General features: G+C 70.1%; 15 protein-coding genes and 2 pseudogenes. 4 read left to right on the forward strand and 13 right to left on the reverse strand.

Annotated elements, in window-relative coordinates; genetic code table 11:
* Window positions 1-2: 2 nt before the first annotated feature.
* Window positions 3-407, reverse strand: coding sequence for a secondary thiamine-phosphate synthase enzyme YjbQ (locus tag ABD671_RS20265; protein ID WP_344735296.1), 405 nt, complete (start codon window positions 405-407; stop codon window positions 3-5).
* 52 nt (window positions 408-459) lie between these two features.
* Between ABD671_RS20265 and ABD671_RS20270 the strand changes: the two genes are divergently transcribed.
* Window positions 460-1,245, forward strand: a complete 786-nt coding sequence (locus tag ABD671_RS20270) for a GNAT family N-acetyltransferase (RefSeq protein WP_344735297.1) — start codon at window positions 460-462, stop codon at window positions 1,243-1,245.
* Window positions 1,246-1,273: 28 nt separating this feature from the next.
* Here ABD671_RS20270 and ABD671_RS20275 read toward each other — a convergent pair whose 3' ends face one another.
* The 10 genes and pseudogenes from ABD671_RS20275 to ABD671_RS20320 form a co-directional block, all read right to left on the reverse strand.
* The gene (locus ABD671_RS20275) at window positions 1,274-3,208 is read right to left on the reverse strand and encodes a M3 family metallopeptidase (protein ID WP_344735298.1); all 1,935 of its coding nucleotides are present in this window, start codon (window positions 3,206-3,208) and stop codon (window positions 1,274-1,276) included.
* Between the two features lie 137 nt (window positions 3,209-3,345).
* A pseudogene (locus ABD671_RS20280) lies at window positions 3,346-3,516 on the reverse strand (thiamine-binding protein); the annotation flags it as partial.
* Between the two features lie 22 nt (window positions 3,517-3,538).
* Window positions 3,539-3,853, reverse strand: coding sequence for a thiamine-binding protein (locus ABD671_RS20285; protein ID WP_344735299.1), 315 nt, complete (start codon window positions 3,851-3,853; stop codon window positions 3,539-3,541).
* Between the two features lie 26 nt (window positions 3,854-3,879).
* A complete protein-coding gene (locus ABD671_RS20290) occupies window positions 3,880-4,569 on the reverse strand; it encodes an SIR2 family NAD-dependent protein deacylase (RefSeq protein WP_344735300.1) in 690 nt (229 codons plus the stop codon).
* Between the two features lie 170 nt (window positions 4,570-4,739).
* Complete coding sequence (locus ABD671_RS20295) at window positions 4,740-5,750, reverse strand: ParA family protein (protein ID WP_344735301.1); 1,011 nt, start codon at window positions 5,748-5,750, stop codon at window positions 4,740-4,742.
* A gap of 78 nt (window positions 5,751-5,828) precedes the next feature.
* A pseudogene (locus tag ABD671_RS20300) lies at window positions 5,829-5,975 on the reverse strand (thiamine-binding protein); the annotation flags it as partial.
* Between the two features lie 33 nt (window positions 5,976-6,008).
* A complete protein-coding gene (locus ABD671_RS20305; RefSeq protein WP_344735302.1) occupies window positions 6,009-6,506 on the reverse strand; it encodes a SigE family RNA polymerase sigma factor in 498 nt (165 codons plus the stop codon).
* Window positions 6,493-7,623: a TolB-like translocation protein gene (locus ABD671_RS20310; protein ID WP_344735303.1), complete on the reverse strand. Its 1,131-nt coding sequence runs from the start codon at window positions 7,621-7,623 to the stop codon at window positions 6,493-6,495. Before ABD671_RS20310 ends, ABD671_RS20305 begins: the two co-directional genes overlap by 14 nt.
* 188 nt (window positions 7,624-7,811) lie before the next feature.
* Window positions 7,812-8,300 (reverse strand): SigE family RNA polymerase sigma factor, encoded by a 489-nt coding sequence (locus tag ABD671_RS20315; RefSeq protein ID WP_344735305.1) that lies wholly within the window; start codon window positions 8,298-8,300, stop codon window positions 7,812-7,814.
* Window positions 8,293-9,645: a hypothetical protein gene (locus ABD671_RS20320; RefSeq protein ID WP_344735306.1), complete on the reverse strand. Its 1,353-nt coding sequence runs from the start codon at window positions 9,643-9,645 to the stop codon at window positions 8,293-8,295. Before ABD671_RS20320 ends, ABD671_RS20315 begins: the two co-directional genes overlap by 8 nt.
* Window positions 9,646-9,759: 114 nt before the next feature.
* Here ABD671_RS20320 and ABD671_RS20325 point away from each other — a divergent pair, with 114 nt between their 5' ends.
* Window positions 9,760-10,761: an acetyltransferase domain-containing protein gene (locus tag ABD671_RS20325; RefSeq protein ID WP_344735307.1), complete on the forward strand. Its 1,002-nt coding sequence runs from the start codon at window positions 9,760-9,762 to the stop codon at window positions 10,759-10,761.
* A gap of 66 nt (window positions 10,762-10,827) precedes the next feature.
* Here ABD671_RS20325 and acnA read toward each other — a convergent pair whose 3' ends face one another.
* Together acnA and ABD671_RS20335 are read right to left on the reverse strand one after the other, a co-directional pair.
* Window positions 10,828-13,515, reverse strand: a complete 2,688-nt coding sequence (acnA, locus tag ABD671_RS20330; RefSeq protein ID WP_344735308.1) for an aconitate hydratase AcnA — start codon at window positions 13,513-13,515, stop codon at window positions 10,828-10,830.
* 233 nt (window positions 13,516-13,748) lie between these two features.
* On the reverse strand, window positions 13,749-14,114 hold the full coding sequence (locus tag ABD671_RS20335) for a hypothetical protein (RefSeq protein ID WP_344735309.1): 366 nt from the start codon (window positions 14,112-14,114) through the stop codon (window positions 13,749-13,751).
* A gap of 192 nt (window positions 14,115-14,306) precedes the next feature.
* Here ABD671_RS20335 and lpdA point away from each other — a divergent pair, with 192 nt between their 5' ends.
* Both lpdA and ABD671_RS20345 read left to right on the forward strand, forming a co-directional pair.
* Complete coding sequence (lpdA, locus tag ABD671_RS20340) at window positions 14,307-15,686, forward strand: dihydrolipoyl dehydrogenase (RefSeq protein WP_344735310.1); 1,380 nt, start codon at window positions 14,307-14,309, stop codon at window positions 15,684-15,686.
* Between the two features lie 44 nt (window positions 15,687-15,730).
* Window positions 15,731-16,172 (forward strand): biotin/lipoyl-containing protein (locus tag ABD671_RS20345; RefSeq protein ID WP_344735311.1); only part of this gene is annotated, 442 nt, incomplete at its 3' end.

Consider the following 16,172-nt stretch of genomic DNA (forward strand, 5'->3'; position numbering starts at 1 on the left):
GATCACCCCGTGAGGAAGCTCAGCCGCACCTCGCGCTCGGGGTTGTCGAGGTTGAGGTCGACCAGGCAGATGCTCTGCCAGGTGCCGAGCAGCAGCCGACCGGCCTGCACCGGCACGGTGGCGTAGGGCGGGATGAGGGCCGGCATCACGTGCGAGCGCCCGTGGCCGGGGCTGCCGTGCCGGTGCCGCCAGCGGTCGTCGGCCGGCAGGAGGTCGGCCAGCGCGGCAAGCAGGTCGTCGTCGCTGCCCGCACCGGTCTCGAGGATGGCGATGCCGGCGGTCGCGTGCGGCACGAAGACGTGCAGCAGGCCGTCGCCGCGTCCGGCGCAGAACCGGCTGGCCTCGCCGGTGATGTCGAGCACCCGCTCGGTGCGTCCGGTGGTGAGCGTCACGGTCGTCGTCTCCATCCCGTCATCATCGCGAAACCAGGGGCGCGACCAGCACTCCTACCGTCCGGTCATGGACGTCGTCTCTCTCGCCTGGCAGACCGATCTCGCGCTCCTGGCCGCGGGCGGCAGCGAGGTCGAGCACCACCCCACCTACGTCGTCGTCCGCACGCCGGATGCACCGGGCCGCCGCTGGGGCAACTTCCTGCTGCTGCGCCGTCGTCCGCTCAATCGCGATCTGGAGACCGTGCGGGCGGTGTTCCGCCGGCACTTCCCCGATGCGGCGCACGAGGCGTACGGGATCGACGACCCGGAGGGGCGCGCCGACGATCTCCACCTGTTCCGCTCGGCCGGGTTCACGACCGGCTGCTCGGTCACGCTGACGACCGAGGAGCCGTTGGTCGAGGGGCACCGGCGCACGCCGGCTGTCGTGCGGCCCTTGGAGTCCGATTCCGACTGGGAGCAGCGCATCCGGCTGTCGCTGGCCGGCGACCTGCACCCCGACCCGGTCTACCTCGACTTCCTGCGCACCCGGGCGAAGGCCGACCGCTGCCAGACGGCGGTGGGCGGGCGCTGGTTCGGCGCCTTCGAGGACGACCAGCTAGTCGGCGCGCTCGGCGTCCTCCCGGCCGGTGCCGGCCTGGTGCGCTGCCAGGAGATCCCGCCTCCGCGCCGCATGCGCGGCCGTGGGGTCGAGCAGGCCCTCATGCACGTGGCGGCCGACTACGCGCAGCGCGAGCTGGGCACGCGCCGCCTCGTCATCGTCGCCGAGCCGGACTACCCCCAGCTCGAGGTGTACCGGTCGCTCGGCTTCCGCGATGCCGGGCTGCAACTCCAGGCCGAGCGACAGGCCGCCTGAGCAGGCAGCGGCGGCCCCGCCGCCACGGTCAGGACGACGTCAGCCAGCGCCGGAACGCCGCGGAGTCGTAGGGCCGGCCGAGGAAGTCGGCGACCAGGTCGGCGGCGTCCTTGCTGCCGCCGGCGGCCAGCACGGTGTCGCGGTAGCGGGTGGCGACCTCGGGGGCGAAGAGATCGTCGGGATCGAAGGCCGAGAAGAGGTCCTTCGCGATCACCAGGCTCCACATGTAGGTGTAGTACGCCGAGGTGTAGCCCGACAGGTGCCCGAAGCCGCAGTGGAAGTGCGTGTCGGGCAGGGCGTCGAAGATGGCGTACTGGGCGGAGAGCTCGCGCAGCCGGGCTGTCTGGTCGGCGGGGAGTTCGGCGTGGAAGCGGTAGGAGACCGAGGCGTAGTACATCTGGGTGCGCGCGTAGCAGCCCTGGCCGAACTCGTCGGCGGATCGCATCCGGGCGACAAGCTCGACGGGGATCGGCGTGCCGTCGTCGTCGGTGGCGAAGGTCTGGAGGACGCCGGCGTCCCAGGCCCACTCCTCCAGCATCTGGCTGGGCGCCTCGACGAAGTCCCACTCGGTGGCCACGCCGCTGAAGCGCACCCAGCGGTGCCGCCCGGCGAGGATGTGGTGCATCAGGTGCCCGAACTCGTGGAAGAGGGTGGTGACCTCGGAGTGCTCCATGCGTCCGCGACCGAAGTTGCAGACCAGCACTCCCTCCGGCAGCTGGACGCCGGCGACACCGGGCACGAGGTCGAACTGGGCGGCGTGGTTGTACTTGCCCTCGCGCGGGTGGAGGTCGAGGTGGATGCGCCCGAGCCGCTCGCCGTCGAGCCACACGTCGTGGACGCTGACCTCCTCGTGCCAGACCGGCGCGTCGGGGACGTCGGTGTAGGTGAGGCCGAAGAGCCGGCCGGTGAGGTCGAGGAGACCTTGGCGCACCTTCGCGAAGGTGAAGTACGAGCGCACCTCCTGGGCGTCTACCTCGTACTGCTCGCGGCGCACGACCTCGCTGTAGAAGCGGGCGTCGGTGACGTCGAGGGTGTGGAGGTCGGGGTGGTCCTGCCGGGCCCGCGCGAGCAGCACGTCGCGGTCGCGCTCGGCGGCCGGGGTGGCGTCGGCGGTGATCTGGTCGATGAACTCCGCGATCGCGCTGCCCGTGCCGATCATCTTCACCTCGGCGTCGAAGTCGGGCCACGAGGCGTAGCCGAGCAGCTCCGCCTGCTCCTGGCGCAACCGGAGCATCTCGGCGAGGACGGCGTCGTTGCCCGGCCAGCCGAGGTCGAGGAAGGTGGCGTGGACGGCGTGCCGGGCGTCGCGGTCGAGGGAGAAGGTCAGGAACGGGTTGGTGTCGGGGTAGCCGGTGCCGATGACCACCGTGCCGTCCTCCTGCACCGGGTGGGCCTCCACGTAGTCGGCGGGCAGCCCCTCCAGGGCCGACGCCGGCACCCGCGTCTCCCCCGCCCCGTCGCGGATCGTGCGGCCGAAGGCCTGGCCGAGGTCGGTGAGCCGCTCGCTGATCGCCCGCAGGCGTTCGCGGGTGGGCTCGTCGGCGTCGATGCCGCTGCGGCGGTAGGAACGCAGGGCGTCGGCCAGCACCCGCTGGGCGCCGTCCCCGAGCCGCTCGTCGAGCCCGTCGGCGTCGACCGCGGCGAGCCGCTCGTAGACGGCGACGTCGAGGAGCAGGTCGGTCCAGACCCGGCTGATCTCCTGCGAGAGGTCCTCGGCCTGCTGCCGCACCCCGGCGTCAGGATGTACCTGGGCGAGCAGCGAGGTGACCGCGGAGGCGTTGCCGAGGGCGATGCCGATCTCGTTCCAGACCGTGAGGGCGGCGTCGTCACCCGGTGCGATCGCGCGCAGTTCCTCGGCCGTGCGCTGCGCTCGGGCGAGCTCGCCCCCCGCCCGCTCGGCCAGGAAGACAGACCAGGTCGCAGCATCGGCGTCGGCGGGCAGGACGAGCGGCGTCAGCGTCATGCCTCGAACCTAGCGGGCGGCCGCGTCGCGAAAGTTTCGGCGGTCGGCCGCCGAAACTTCTCCGTGGTGTGACGTTCTGCAGCCATGTCCGGCCTCGGCACCTGCAGAACGTCACACATCGCTGGGGTCAGCGTCGATCAGTCCTCGGCGAGCAGCGCCTCTACCCGCTCGACCTTCGCCGTCAGCTCGCCGGTGAAGCCCGGCCGGATGTCGGCCTTGAGCACGAGGCTGACGCGCGGCGACACGGCCGCGACCGCCTCGCAGGCCCGCTTCACGACGTCCATCACCTCGTCCCACTCCCCCTCGACGGATTCGGGACATGACTCATCCTCAGGAGACCTCCGCTTGCGCCAACGCACTCTCCACGCGCTGAACCTTGGCGTCGATCTGACCGTCGAACCCGGGACGGATATCTGCCTTCAGAACCAACGAGACTCGTGGCCCGAACGCCTGCACCGCCTCGGTCGCGCGCTTGACCACGTCCATGACCGTGTCCCAGTCGGGCCCTTCGATGGTCGTGAACATCGCATCTGTACGGTTCGGCAGCCCGGACTCACGGACGACTCGGACTGCGGCCGCGACGGCCTCGTGAACAGAGTCACCTTCTGAGCCTCCAGCAGGAGCCACGGAGAATGCAACGAGCACTATGAACCCCTACTCTCTATGCCACATCAAATTGGCGCCTTGAATGCTTCGACCTGATCCGCCAACTCCTCTAGCCCCGCTAGGCCAAGGTCGTAACGTCCAGCGGCGTAGGTGATCGGCACTATCCCGTAATTGTCCCGGAGGATCTCCCGCTCATACTCAGGAAGCGAGTCCTCGGTATACATGTAGTGCGCGGGCGCCTCGGCTCTTCCGTCAAGCACGTTCTCGAAGAGCAGTTGAATGTCCGGGTCACCCAGCGAATATCCGAGCAGCAGGGCACATCGAGTGGTCAGCAACGCTCGAAGCACTTCCAAGGCATGTGATCCGGCGACGCGCACTCGCGCGAAGTCCTGACGCGTAAGCACGATGTCCTCGATATGCGAGACGCTTCCGTGAATCTTGACGATGATGGCTGACTTTCTGCGCAACTCGCGACCAACGTGCTTCGATTCGAAGAGGTGAGTGTCAAACCCGTCTTTCGACGCTCGCTCAAGGATCTGATCAAAGTTGGTCGTATAGATCACGTCGGGGTCAAGCCGGAGGATTGCCTCATGCCAAGCACTCCCCTGGTACAGGTTGGGCACCTTCCCTTCGACGGCCTCGCGCACCCCCGCGAAGAAGTCTTGCTCCATCGATGCCTTCTTCGCCAGCCACTTCAGCAGTGAAGCGGCGTCAAGGAGTCGTCGCTCTTCGATCAACTGCTGGAACTCAGGCACTGAATCAACCGCCATCTTTGCGGCCAATTCGAGAAGAAGATCCTTCCACGTAGGAGGACGAGATCCGTCTTCCAACGATGACGAGGAGGAGATACCCGCTCCTACGACAAGCAGGATGTTGCGATTCGCTGCCTGCTTTGCCAACTCGCCCGGCCAAGAAACCCCAGACGTCATTTGTCCAGACCCAAGTTGCCAGCGAGCGTCTCAAACATCTGATTCAACTGTTCGATGTAACGCAGCCGTTGGGAAACCTGGGCTCCGCGGACGCCATCCGCTGGCTTCAGGTCGGCTATAGGAGAATGGGCAGTCTGCGCGAGGGGAACCATCGAGAACATATTCGGCACGATTCCGAGGTTTGATTCAATTCCCGGCGCAGCAATCTTGCGTAACAGTTCCGCCTTCTCCGGAATCTGTTGACGGTACCGCTCGTATGACTGAACTCCGCGAATCTTTCCACCGGCCGACTTGGCAACGTACTGCTGAACGCTATATCCGGCCCAGCCGGCTCGGATGGGCAGCCGCTCGGGAATGTCGTATTCCGCCGTGTCGGCCCCGGGTGCGAGGCGCTTGTAGGCGTCGTCGTACTCGTCGAGCCAACCGCCGACCCAGTCACCGATGTTCTCCAAGGCGTAGAGACTGAAGAGATCCGCGGCGACCGGAGTGACGAAGAAGTCACACCCCATCAGCACGCTTCTATTCAGAGCGCCCAGGCTTGGGCCCAGATCGAAGATCACGACGTCTTGGCTCTCGCCCAGCATCTTCACCAACTGTCGAACCCAGAGCGACCGCCGCGCGCCACCAAGAAGCTTCGCTTGGAACTCACCCCACGACGAACTGAGTTGATCCTCGACGACAGACAAGGTCGGGTGCCCAGCGATGACTCCGACCTCGAACCGCTCGGACTGATGGACCTCAAGGTCGCCGACGATCGTCGAATCGCCCGCGCGAATCTTCTTTAGGGCCTTCAAGATGGTTCGCTCTTCGGCGGACCGGCGTTCCTCGTAGATCCCCTCCCACGCAGAATCCGTCAGCAAGAGTTGCGTGGCGTTTGCCTGGGGGTCGCAGTCGGCGACCGCCACGCGACGACCCAACTCAGTCGACAGATACGAGGCAAAGTTGCAGGCAAGCGTCGTCTTGCCGACACCACCCTTGTTGTTGAAGAACGCAATAGCAGTCGTCATGAGCGGGCTCCCTTGGCGATCATCACGACGGGTATCGAATCACAATGACCGCGACGTCATGTGTCGTCATGAACGAATCGCGCCCTCGAGCTCGGTGAACATCGAGCTCGTGCGATTCGGCAATCCCGACTCGCGCACGATGCGCACGGCGGCGGCGACCGCGGCCGAGACCGAGCCGTCCGCGCTCTCGGCGGTGGTGGGGGCGACGGAGAAGGCGATCAGCATGGGTCGATCCTCCCAGGCCGCCGGTCGCGGCGCTCAGCTCCGCAATGCGAGATCCTCGTCGGGGAGCAGGGTGCGCAGCCGCTCGAGCGCATCGCGGGCGTGCGACTTCACCGTGCCCAGACGCAGGCCCAGCACGTCGGCGGTCTGGGCCTCGGTGAGGTCCTCGTAGTAGCGCAGCACGATGACCGCCCGCTGCCGCGGCGAGAGCTGCGCCAACGCCTCGAGGACGACGGTGCGCCGCGCGATGTCCGCGCCCTGCGCCGCGGCCTCGGGGACGACGTCCGTGTGCACCTCGCGCCACCGGCGCCGCCGCCACCGCGAGACCGACTCGCGGGCCATGATCGTGCGCACGTAGGCCTCGGGGTCGTGCGCGATGCGCGACCAATGCGGCATGGCCTTGATGAGCGCCGCCTGCACGAGGTCCTCGGCGTCGGCCGCTTGGCCGGTGAGGAGGTAGGCGATGCGCAGCAGCGCGGTGCGGCGCGCGGCGACGTAGTCCTCGAAGGCGGCACGGAGGTCAGAGTCGGACACGACGCCGCCAGAGGATGAGGGCGCCACCGCAGGCGACCACGACACCGAGCGCGGCCAGTTGACTCGACCATGAGCCCAGCGCCCCAGGCGGCTCGGACGGCACGGGCCGCCTGGCGGGCGGGACCTGCAGGAGGTCGGTCGCGAGGATGGTGCGAGCGTCCGGCAGCCGCAGCAGCGGACGTCGCTCCCCTGACAGGACGTCGACCGCCACCACACGGGGCCACGGGGCGTCGCTGACCGGCTGCGTCGGGCGGGTCACCGCGATGGTGCGGTCGTCGATCCATCCGATCGCACGATCGTTGAGTTGGGCCTTCGGGACTTTCTGAGCCCGCGACCCGAACTCGATCCTCTGCCACAGCATCGGGCCCAGATAACTCTGACTCGCGAACGCGAAGCGCGACCCGTCGGGCGAGAGTGCGACCTCGTTGTCGAGCGGACGCGCCTCGCTGATGTCGCCCGCGATCGAGACGGAGTCGACCACGTCCCCGAGCAGCGACCAGGAGCCGTCCTGCTGCAGGAGGGTTCCGGAGTCGGAGGAGCCGAACGCCACAACCGGCGTGTAAGTCGCCGAGGTGGAGCGCGACTCGAGCGGGAACCACTGCAGAACATCATCGGTGGGTCCCTGGTCCGGGACGATGGTCCGGCTGAACTGGGCGACCACGCTGTTCCTGGTGCGGCCCAGGAACAGCGGCTGGACGACGAGACCGCCGTCCAGGTTCCAGGTGCGGGTCGTCCCGGAGACGGTGTCGTAATCGGCGATCCCGGTGACCGCGTTCTCAGCGCCGGTCCAGTACGAGACGTGGGTCCCGTCCGGCGAGAGCACCGGGTCGAGGCCGGGAGCCAGTCCAGGTAGGCCGATGATGCGGTACGCGCCGGTCGTGGCCGACACGCCCGCCCACGGAGCATCCGGCGCCGGGGCGCCCACCTCGGTGCCGCGAACGGTCGAGACCAACGCTGCGAGCTGACCGAGGGGTCCGCGATCGTCGGTGGTGGCGAGGCGGGCACCCGGTGCCCAGATCCGCTCGGGGATCGCCGGCGTGCCCGACGCCGGCTCGATGCGCGGGGCGGCCTGCTGTCGCGCGAACCCGAGCAACGATCCCACCAGGAGCAGCGTCACCGCGACGATCATCAGATTCGCCGTCCGTCGGCGCCGATGCGCTCGCCGACCCCGGTCCCACAGATCCGGATCGGACGCCCCGAGCGGTGCGCCCGATGCGGCGTCGTGCAGCAGATCGGTCAGGCCCATGGCACCTCCTCGTTCGTCACCCCCAGATACGCCCCGATGGTGGCGGACGGAGGGGGTGCTCAGCCGCCCGTCTGGACCAGCGCCGGGACGACGCCGCGCAGCCGCTTGAGCGCATCGCTGTGCTGCGACTTCACCGTGCCGACCGAGACCCCGAGCACCTGCGCGGTCTGCGCCTCGGTGAGGTCCTCGTAGTAGCGCAGCACGATGACCGCGCGCTGCTTCGGCGCGAGGTGGGCGAGCGCGGCGGCCAGCTCCGCGTGCTCCTCGTGCTGCGGCACCGCGCGGTCGGGGACGACGTCCATGAGGCGCTCGCGTCCGCGATGCCGGCGCCAGCGCGAGATGTGGTCGTTGACCATCACGCGGCGCAGCCAGGGTTCGGGGTCGTCGCCGATCCGCTTCCAATGGGCGACCGCCTTGATGAGGGCCGACTGCACGAGGTCCTCGGCGTGGTGCTGGTCGCCGCAGAGCAGGAAGGCGACGCGCACGAGTGCCGGACGACGGGCTCCGACGTAGTTGGCGAACGACGCCTCGAGATCGCGGTCAGGCACGGCGCCGCCTCCACAGGAGGATGGCGGCGCACGATCCGAGGAGGGCGAGCACGGCACCGCCACCGCGGAGCCACCGGGAGTCGACGGTCGGCGGGCGTTCCCCCTCGACCATCGGGGCGCCGAGCAGATCGGTGGCAAACTGCAGGCCCGGGGCGTACATGCCGGCCTGCGCCGTGCCCAGAGGCGTCACCGCGCCGTCCGAGGTGTCGAGCCGGTAGAGCGCACCCCATTCGTCCGACGACCGCCCGTCGCCGATGACCAGAAGGTCGCGATCGTCCAACCACGCGACCGGTTGCACGAACGCGATCCCGCGGACCTTGCGGAGTGCGCCGACGGTGCCGTCAGGCGCGAGCGATCCCACCATGGTCTGGTCGGCGCCGTAGTTGTTCCTTCCGCCGAGCAACCGGTTGCCCGGGAGCATGATCGCCTCGGAGGAGGTCCAGGCCGAGGACGGGGCGAAGGCCCGCATCCGCGGTAGCCGAGCGAGCGTGCGGGGGGCGGTGCCGTCGAGCGGCACGGTCACCGCCCGACGGCGCGATGGGAGGGCGGTGAGTGCGCCGTCGGCCGTGAGCCCGGCACCACCCTCGGGGATCGTGATGGCACGCCTCCGAGCCGCATCCGCCACCGTCACCAGTTCCGTGCCGACATCGACGGAGACCATCGAGCCCGGGTCGCTGCCGCTGTCGGCGCGCTCACCGTAGGTGACGAGCAGGTGGTCGTCGTCGGCCCACATCAGACCCGAGCCGTCGATGCCGTGCGCCGTGCGGAACTCGACCCACTCCACCGAACCGTCGTCCGTGTCGTAGATGCCGACGCCGATCTGCACCCGCGTGGCCGACTCACCATCGCGGACCACCGGCACTCCGCCCGGCCGACCCGCGATCCAGTAGGCGATATGCCGGCCATCGGGCGCCAGGGCGTACTCCGTTCCTGTCAGGCTGGTCTCGGCCGCTGCGGCCGGCAGGTCGAGCAGCCGATACTCCCCCGTCGTTGCGGACACCGTGAACAGTCCGTTGCGGTCCCCCCGGATCACTCCCCCGAGGACGGCGACCACTCCCGGCGGGCCTTCCTCGCTCGTCGTCGGGTACCAGTCCCGCGCCTCCCAGACGTTGCGCGGGATCGCGGGCTCGTGGGTCGCCCCGGCCGGATGGACCACCGCAGCCGGGACGGCCACCAGGCTCGACGCACCGGCCGCGACCACGGCCGCTGCCACCGCTCCGGCGGCTGCGAGGCGTCGCCGCCGCACCCGCCGACGTCCCTGCGACCAGAGGGACGCCGGATCGTCCGCTGGTGCGGTCACCGCCGTCTCGGCCAGGCCGCGCAACGCCGTCCGCATCTGGTCCATCGAGGTGCCCTCCATGCCCCTCTCACGCCGCCGCGGCACGGAAGGTTGGGTCAGGATCGTACGCAGGGACGCATTCGTCCGTCGCGGCGTCGCCGGAGCCGCCACGATGGCCCCGTGGCGTCCTCCCCCACTGTCCCTCCGCGCGACCGCGGCATCGACGCCGTCCGCGGTGTCGCCGTGCTGTCGATGTTCGTCGCCCACTTCGCACCCGGTCCGGCGGACGTCGTGCAGCTCAGCGACCATCTGACCGCACCGCTCTTCGGCTTCCTGGTGGCCTGGGGCGCGTTCCTGGGCCGCGACCGGCCCGGCGTCCTCGTCTCGACGCTCGTGCGGGCCGCCGCCCTCGTCGGCATCGGCCTGGCCTTGGAGCAGGTCGGTGCGCCGATCATCATCGTGCTGGTCTGGCTGGGGGCACTGACCCTGCTAGCCGCCGTGCTGGTGCGACTGCCCAGCTGGGCCGTCGCCGCCGTCGGGCTGACGTGCCTGGCCCTGGTGCCGTCGGCCGCCCGCTGGGGCGATGCCCGGATCACCTCGTGGCGCACCGCCGAGGTGCTGGCGGGCCGCGATGCGCAGGGCCTGGTGCCGCGGCTCTACGAACTCACCGTCTCGGGGCAGGCCTATCGGCTGACCACCCTGCTGGTGATGGCGGCCGCCGCCGTCCTGCTGGCCCGTCACGACGGGCCGTGGACGCGCCTGGTCAGCCTGGGCACCGCCCTGGTGGCGGCGACGACGCTGCAACTCGCCGATCTGACGGGGCGAGTCGAGGTCGTGCCGTACGCCACCACCCACCAGACGCAGGTCTTCGCCCTGGCCCTCGTCGTGACCGTCGTCCAGGCCGTGCGGGCGGTCGCGGACGCCGTCACTCCGTTCGCCGGCCTGCTCGCGCCGCTCGGGGCGATGACCCTCTCGGTCTACGTCGTCCAGATCCTGGCCTCGGCGTGGTGGGTGCGCGACGGCTGGCACGTGCGCGACGAGTCGTGGCCGCTGCTCGCGGCGCTCGGCGCGGTGTCGTTCGCGCTGGCGCTCACCTGGCCGAGGGTCGTCCGGCCGGACCCGTGGCGGCGCGGTCCGATCGAGGGCGTCGAACGCGCCACGGTCGACCTCCTGCGCCGCTGAGAGGATCCCGGAACGCCGACGGCCCCCTCCGCGCCGGGCGCGGAGGGGGCCGATGGATCGGGGCGATCAGCCGCGCAGCAGGTTGCGCAGCACGTACTGCATGATGCCGCCGTTGCGGTAGTAGTTCGCCTCACCGGGGGTGTCGATGCGCACGACGCCGTCGAACTCGACGGTGCCGTTCGGGCCCTCGGCGACGACCTTGACCGTCTTGGGGGTGCGACCCTCGTTGAGCTCGGTGATGCCGGTGATGGAGAAGGTCTCCTCGCCGGTCAGGCCGAGCGACTCGGCGTTCTGGCCCGCGGGGAACTGCAGCGGGATGACGCCCATGCCGATGAGGTTGGAGCGGTGGATGCGCTCGTAGCTCTCGGCGATGACGGCCTTGACGCCCAGCAGCGAGGTGCCCTTGGCGGCCCAGTCGCGCGAGGAGCCCGAGCCGTACTCCTTGCCCGCGAGGACGACGAGCGGGACGCCCGCGGCCTGGTAGTTCACCGAGGCGTCGTAGACGGTGGTGACCGGGGAGTCGGACTGGGTGAAGTCGCGGGTGAAGCCACCCTCGGTGCCCGGCGCGATCTGGTTGCGCAGGCGGATGTTGGCGAAGGTGCCGCGGATCATGACCTCGTGGTTGCCACGGCGCGAGCCGTAGGAGTTGAAGTCGCGCGGGTCGACGCCGTTCTCGGTGAGGTACTTGCCGGCGGGCGAGTCCTTCTTGATGGCACCGGCCGGGCTGATGTGGTCGGTGGTGACGGAGTCGGCGAGCTTGAGCAGCACCCGGGCACCGGCGATGTCGGTGACCGGCTCGGGGCTCTCGGGCATGCCCTCGAAGTACGGCGCCTTGCGCACGTAGGTCGAGGCGGGGTCCCAGGTGAAGGTGTTGCCGGACGGCGTCGGCAGCGAGCGCCAGCGCTCGTCGCCGGCGAACACGTCGGCGTAGGACTCGCCGAACATGTCGGAGTTGATCGCGCCGCGGATGGTCTCCTCGACCTCGGCCGGGCTCGGCCAGATGTCCTTGAGGAAGACGTCGTTGCCCTCGGCGTCCTGGCCGATCGGGTCGTTGAACAGGTCGACCTTCATCGAGCCGGCCAGCGCGTAGGCCACCACGAGCGGCGGGCTGGCGAGGTAGTTCATCTTGATGTCGGGGCTGATGCGGCCCTCGAAGTTGCGGTTGCCCGAGAGCACCGAGACGACGGCGAGGTCGTTCTCGTTGACCGCGGCGGAGACCTCGGGGATGAGCGGGCCCGAGTTGCCGATGCAGGTGACGCAGCCGTAGCCGACGAGGTTGAAGCCGAGCTTGTCGAGATACGGGGTGAGGCCGGCCTTCTCGTAGTAGTCCGAGACGACCTTCGAGCCCGGGGCCAGCGTGGTCTTGACCCACGGCTTGCGCTGGAGACCCTTCTCGACGGCCTTCTTGGCGAGCAGGGCGGCGCCGATCATCACCGAGGGGTTGGAGGTGTTGGTGCAGGAGGTGATCGAGGCGATCGTCACCGCACCGTTCTCCAGCTCGAAGCTGGTGCCGTCGGCCAGGGTGACCGGCACCTTGGCGTCGACGTTGGAGGAGTAGGTCGGCAGGTCGCCGGCGAAGGCGGCCGCGGCGTTGGAGAGCTCGACGCGGTCCTGCGGACGCTTCGGGCCGGCGAGGCTCGGGACGACGGTGGCGAGGTCGAGCTCGAGCTTCTCGGAGTAGCGGGGCTCGGCCGACGGGTCGTGCCACAGGCCCTGGGTCTTGGCGTAGGACTCCACCAGCGCCAGCTGCTCCTCGGAGCGGCCGGTGAGCTTGAGGTACTTGATGGTCTCCTCGTCGATCGGGAAGACCGCGATGGTCGAGCCGAACTCGGGGCTCATGTTGCCGATCGTGGCGCGGTTGGCCAGCGGCAGCGCCGAGACGCCGGGGCCGTAGAACTCCACGAACTTCCCGACGACGCCGTGCTTGCGCACCATCTCGGTGATGGTGAGCACGAGGTCGGTGGCCGTCGAGCCCTCGGGAAGGGTGCCGTTGAGCTTGAAGCCGACCACGCGCGGGATGAGCATCGAGACGGGCTGGCCGAGCATGGCGGCCTCGGCCTCGATACCGCCGACGCCCCAGCCGACCACGCCGATGCCGTTGACCATCGTGGTGTGGGAGTCGGTGCCGACGCAGGTGTCGGGGTAGGCCTGCAGGACGCCGTCGACGGTGCGGGTGAAGATGGTGCGGGCCAGGTGCTCGATGTTGACCTGGTGCACGATGCCGGTGCCCGGCGGGACGACCTTGAAGTCGTCGAAGGCGCCCTGGCCCCAGCGCAGGAACTGGTAGCGCTCGCGGTTGCGCTCGTACTCGATCTCGACGTTCTTCTCGAACGCCTCGGGGGTGCCGAAGACGTCGGCCATGACGGAGTGGTCGATGACCATCTCGGCGGGCGCGAGCGGGTTGATCTTGGAGGCGTCGCCGCCGAGCTCGGCCATCGCCTCGCGCATGGTGGCGAGGTCGACGACGCAGGGGACGCCGGTGAAGTCCTGCATGATCACGCGGGCCGGGGTGAACTGGATCTCCTTGTCCGGCTCCGCGGTCTCGTCCCACCCGGCCAGGGCGCGGATGTCGTCGGCGGTGATGTCGGCGCCGTCCTCGGTGCGCAGGAGGTTCTCCAGCAGCACCTTGAGGCTGAACGGCAGGGACGCGACGTCGAGGCCCTCGCCCTTCACCGCGTCGAGGCGGAAGATCTCGTAGGACGTGCCGTTCACGTCGAGGGTGCTCTTGGCACCGAAGCTGTCCTGACTGGCCACAGCCGGTTCCTCTCCTCAGGGGGACTAGCGGGACGCGCCGCGGGTCGGCGCGCGGGCGGGAATCACCCGTCATCTTGCCGCTGCGCGCGAACGAGGAGAAAGGAAGGCTCACCTAACCTCGTCGTCCCGCGGTGTCACCACCGCAGGACCTCGTGCTCAGCGATATCTCTTGATATCAAGATACACGACGTCGAGGGAAATGCCGAGGGGCCGAGGGCCCGGGTCGGCCTCGATCAGCGGCCCTGCTCCTTCTTGCGGCGGTTGTAGTCGCGCATGCGCTGCGGGATGCCGACCACCGCCGCGTCGTAGGACGGGATCTGGTGGCGGTTGCAGAACTGGTGGGCCCACTCGACCGTGGGCACGCGCCGGCGAGTCCACTCTCCGTCGTGGGCGACGAGCAGGAGCGTCACGTCGCTGACCGCCGTCCGCGGCTCGACGAAGCCCTCGATGCCGTGCCGCTCGGCCGTCCAGCTCTCCAGATGCTCGACGTCGGTGGCGTCGGCCGCCCGCACCCGGGTCGAGCCGGTGCGGAAGGCATCGCGTGCGGGCTTGCTCATCCGCTGGCTGGGGCTGCGGCGGAAGCGGTCGGTCCATCCCATGCCGACCAGTGTGCCGCGCCCACCCCCGCACGACCGCGCATCCGCGACGATCGGTCGCCGCGCCACGGCTATCGGACAGCTACCGACGAGTCACCCGGCCCGGTGTGGACTCCCGTGCGAACAGTGCAAAGATGGCTCCGCCTCAGGGCGCGCAGCGTCCCTGGCCCAGCCACGACCGAGGGAAGGACCACGGTGGCCGACACCGACTTCGACGTACTCGTCCTCGGCGCGGGCTCAGGCGGCTACGCCTGTGCGCTGCGTGCGGCCCAACTGGGCCTGCGGGTCGGGCTCGTGGAGAAGGACCGGCTCGGCGGCACCTGCCTGCACATCGGCTGCATCCCGACCAAGGCGCTGCTGCACGCCGCCGAGGTCGCCGACTCCGCCCGCGAGGCCGGCCAGTTCGGCGTGCGGGCGAGCTTCGAGGGCATCGACATGCCCGGCGTGCTCGCCTATCAGGACGGCGTCGTCAACCGCCTCTTCAAGGGCCTCACCGGGCTCGTGCGTTCGCGCGGCATCACCGTCATCGAGGGCGCCGGCCGGTTGACCGGCCCGCGTGAGGTCACCGTCGACGGCACCGCCTACACCGGCCGCTCCGTCGTCCTGGCCACCGGCTCCTACAGCCGCACGCTGCCGGGCCTGGAGATCGACGGCGAGCGCGTCATCACCTCCGAGCACGCGCTGCGCCTCGACCACGTGCCGTCCTCCGTCGTCGTCCTCGGCGGCGGCGTCATCGGCTGCGAGTTCGCCAGCGTGTGGCGCAGCTTCGGAGCCGAGGTCACCATCGTCGAGGCGCTCCCCCGGCTCATCGCCGGCGAGGACGCCGCCTCCTCGGCCGCCCTCGAGCGCGCCTTCCGCAAGCGCGGCATCACCAGCCGCACCGGCACCCCGTTCAGCGAGGCCAAGGTCACCGACCACGGCGTCGTCGTCACCCTCGAGGGCGGCGAGACGATCGAGGCCGAGCTCCTGCTCGTGGCAGTCGGCCGCGGCCCCCGCACCGCCGACCTCGGCTATGAGGAGCAGGGCATCGCGATGGAGCGCGGCTTCGTGCTCGCCGACGACCGCGGTCGCACCAATCTCGAGGGCGTCTACGCGGTCGGCGACATCGTGCCCGGCCTGCAGCTGGCGCACCGCGGGTTCGCCCACGGCATCCTCGTCGCCGAGCAGATCGCCGGACTCGACCCGCGCCCGGTGCCCGACTCCGGCATCCCGCGCGTCACCTACACCCACCCCGAGGTCGCCTCCGTCGGTCTCACCGAGGCCGCCGCGATCGAGGCCTACGGCGCCGAGGCGGTCCAGACCGTCACCTACGACCTCGGCGGCAACGGCAAGTCGCAGATCCTGCGCACCCAGGGGTTCGTGAAGCTGGTGGCGCAGGTCGACGGCCCGGTCGTGGGCCTGCACCTCGTCGGCGACCGCGTCGGCGAGCTCATCGGCGAGGCCCAGCTCATCTACAACTGGGAGGGCCACGCCGACGACGTCGCGCCCCTCCTGCACGCCCACCCCACCCAGAACGAGGCCCTCGGCGAAGCGCACCTCGCGCTGGCCGGCAAGGCCCTGCACGCTCACGGCTGACCGCCGACCCATCCCAACCCGCACCACCGAATCGAAGGAAGCGCATGGCCACCGAAGTCAACCTCCCGGCCCTGGGTGAGTCCGTCACCGAAGGCACCGTCACCCGCTGGCTCAAGCAGGTCGGTGACACGGTGGCCGTCGACGAGCCGCTGCTGGAGGTCTCCACCGACAAGGTCGACACCGAGATCCCCTCGCCCGTCGCCGGCACGCTCCTGGAGATCCGCGCGAACGAGGACGACACCGTCGAGGTCGGCGCCGTGCTGGCCCTCATCGGCGAGGCCGGCGAGGCCCCCGCCGCCGAGAGCGCCCCCGCCCCGGCCGCTCCCGAGCCGGCCGCAGCGCCGGAGCCGGAGCCGGCCCCCGCCGCGCCTGCTGCCGCCGAGCCCGCTCCCGCCGCGCCTGCTGCCGCCGAGCCGGCTCCTGCCGCGGCGGCCGCTCCCGCGGCGTCCTCCGGTGGCACCTCGGTCACCCTGCCTGCGCTGGGCG

Source organism: Nocardioides fonticola (genome assembly GCF_039536805.1).
Classification (GTDB): domain Bacteria; phylum Actinomycetota; class Actinomycetes; order Propionibacteriales; family Nocardioidaceae; genus Nocardioides; species Nocardioides fonticola.

Coding starts and splice junctions, on each gene's coding strand:
- ABD671_RS20265 (WP_344735296.1), bottom strand. CDS start 407: ATGGAGACGACGACCGTGACGCTCACCACCGGACGCACCGAGCGGGTG.
- ABD671_RS20270 (WP_344735297.1), top strand. CDS start 460: ATGGACGTCGTCTCTCTCGCCTGGCAGACCGATCTCGCGCTCCTGGCC.
- ABD671_RS20275 (WP_344735298.1), bottom strand. CDS start 3,208: ATGACGCTGACGCCGCTCGTCCTGCCCGCCGACGCCGATGCTGCGACC.
- ABD671_RS20295 (WP_344735301.1), bottom strand. CDS start 5,750: ATGACGACTGCTATTGCGTTCTTCAACAACAAGGGTGGTGTCGGCAAG.
- ABD671_RS20320 (WP_344735306.1), bottom strand. CDS start 9,645: ATGGACCAGATGCGGACGGCGTTGCGCGGCCTGGCCGAGACGGCGGTG.
- ABD671_RS20335 (WP_344735309.1), bottom strand. CDS start 14,114: ATGGGATGGACCGACCGCTTCCGCCGCAGCCCCAGCCAGCGGATGAGC.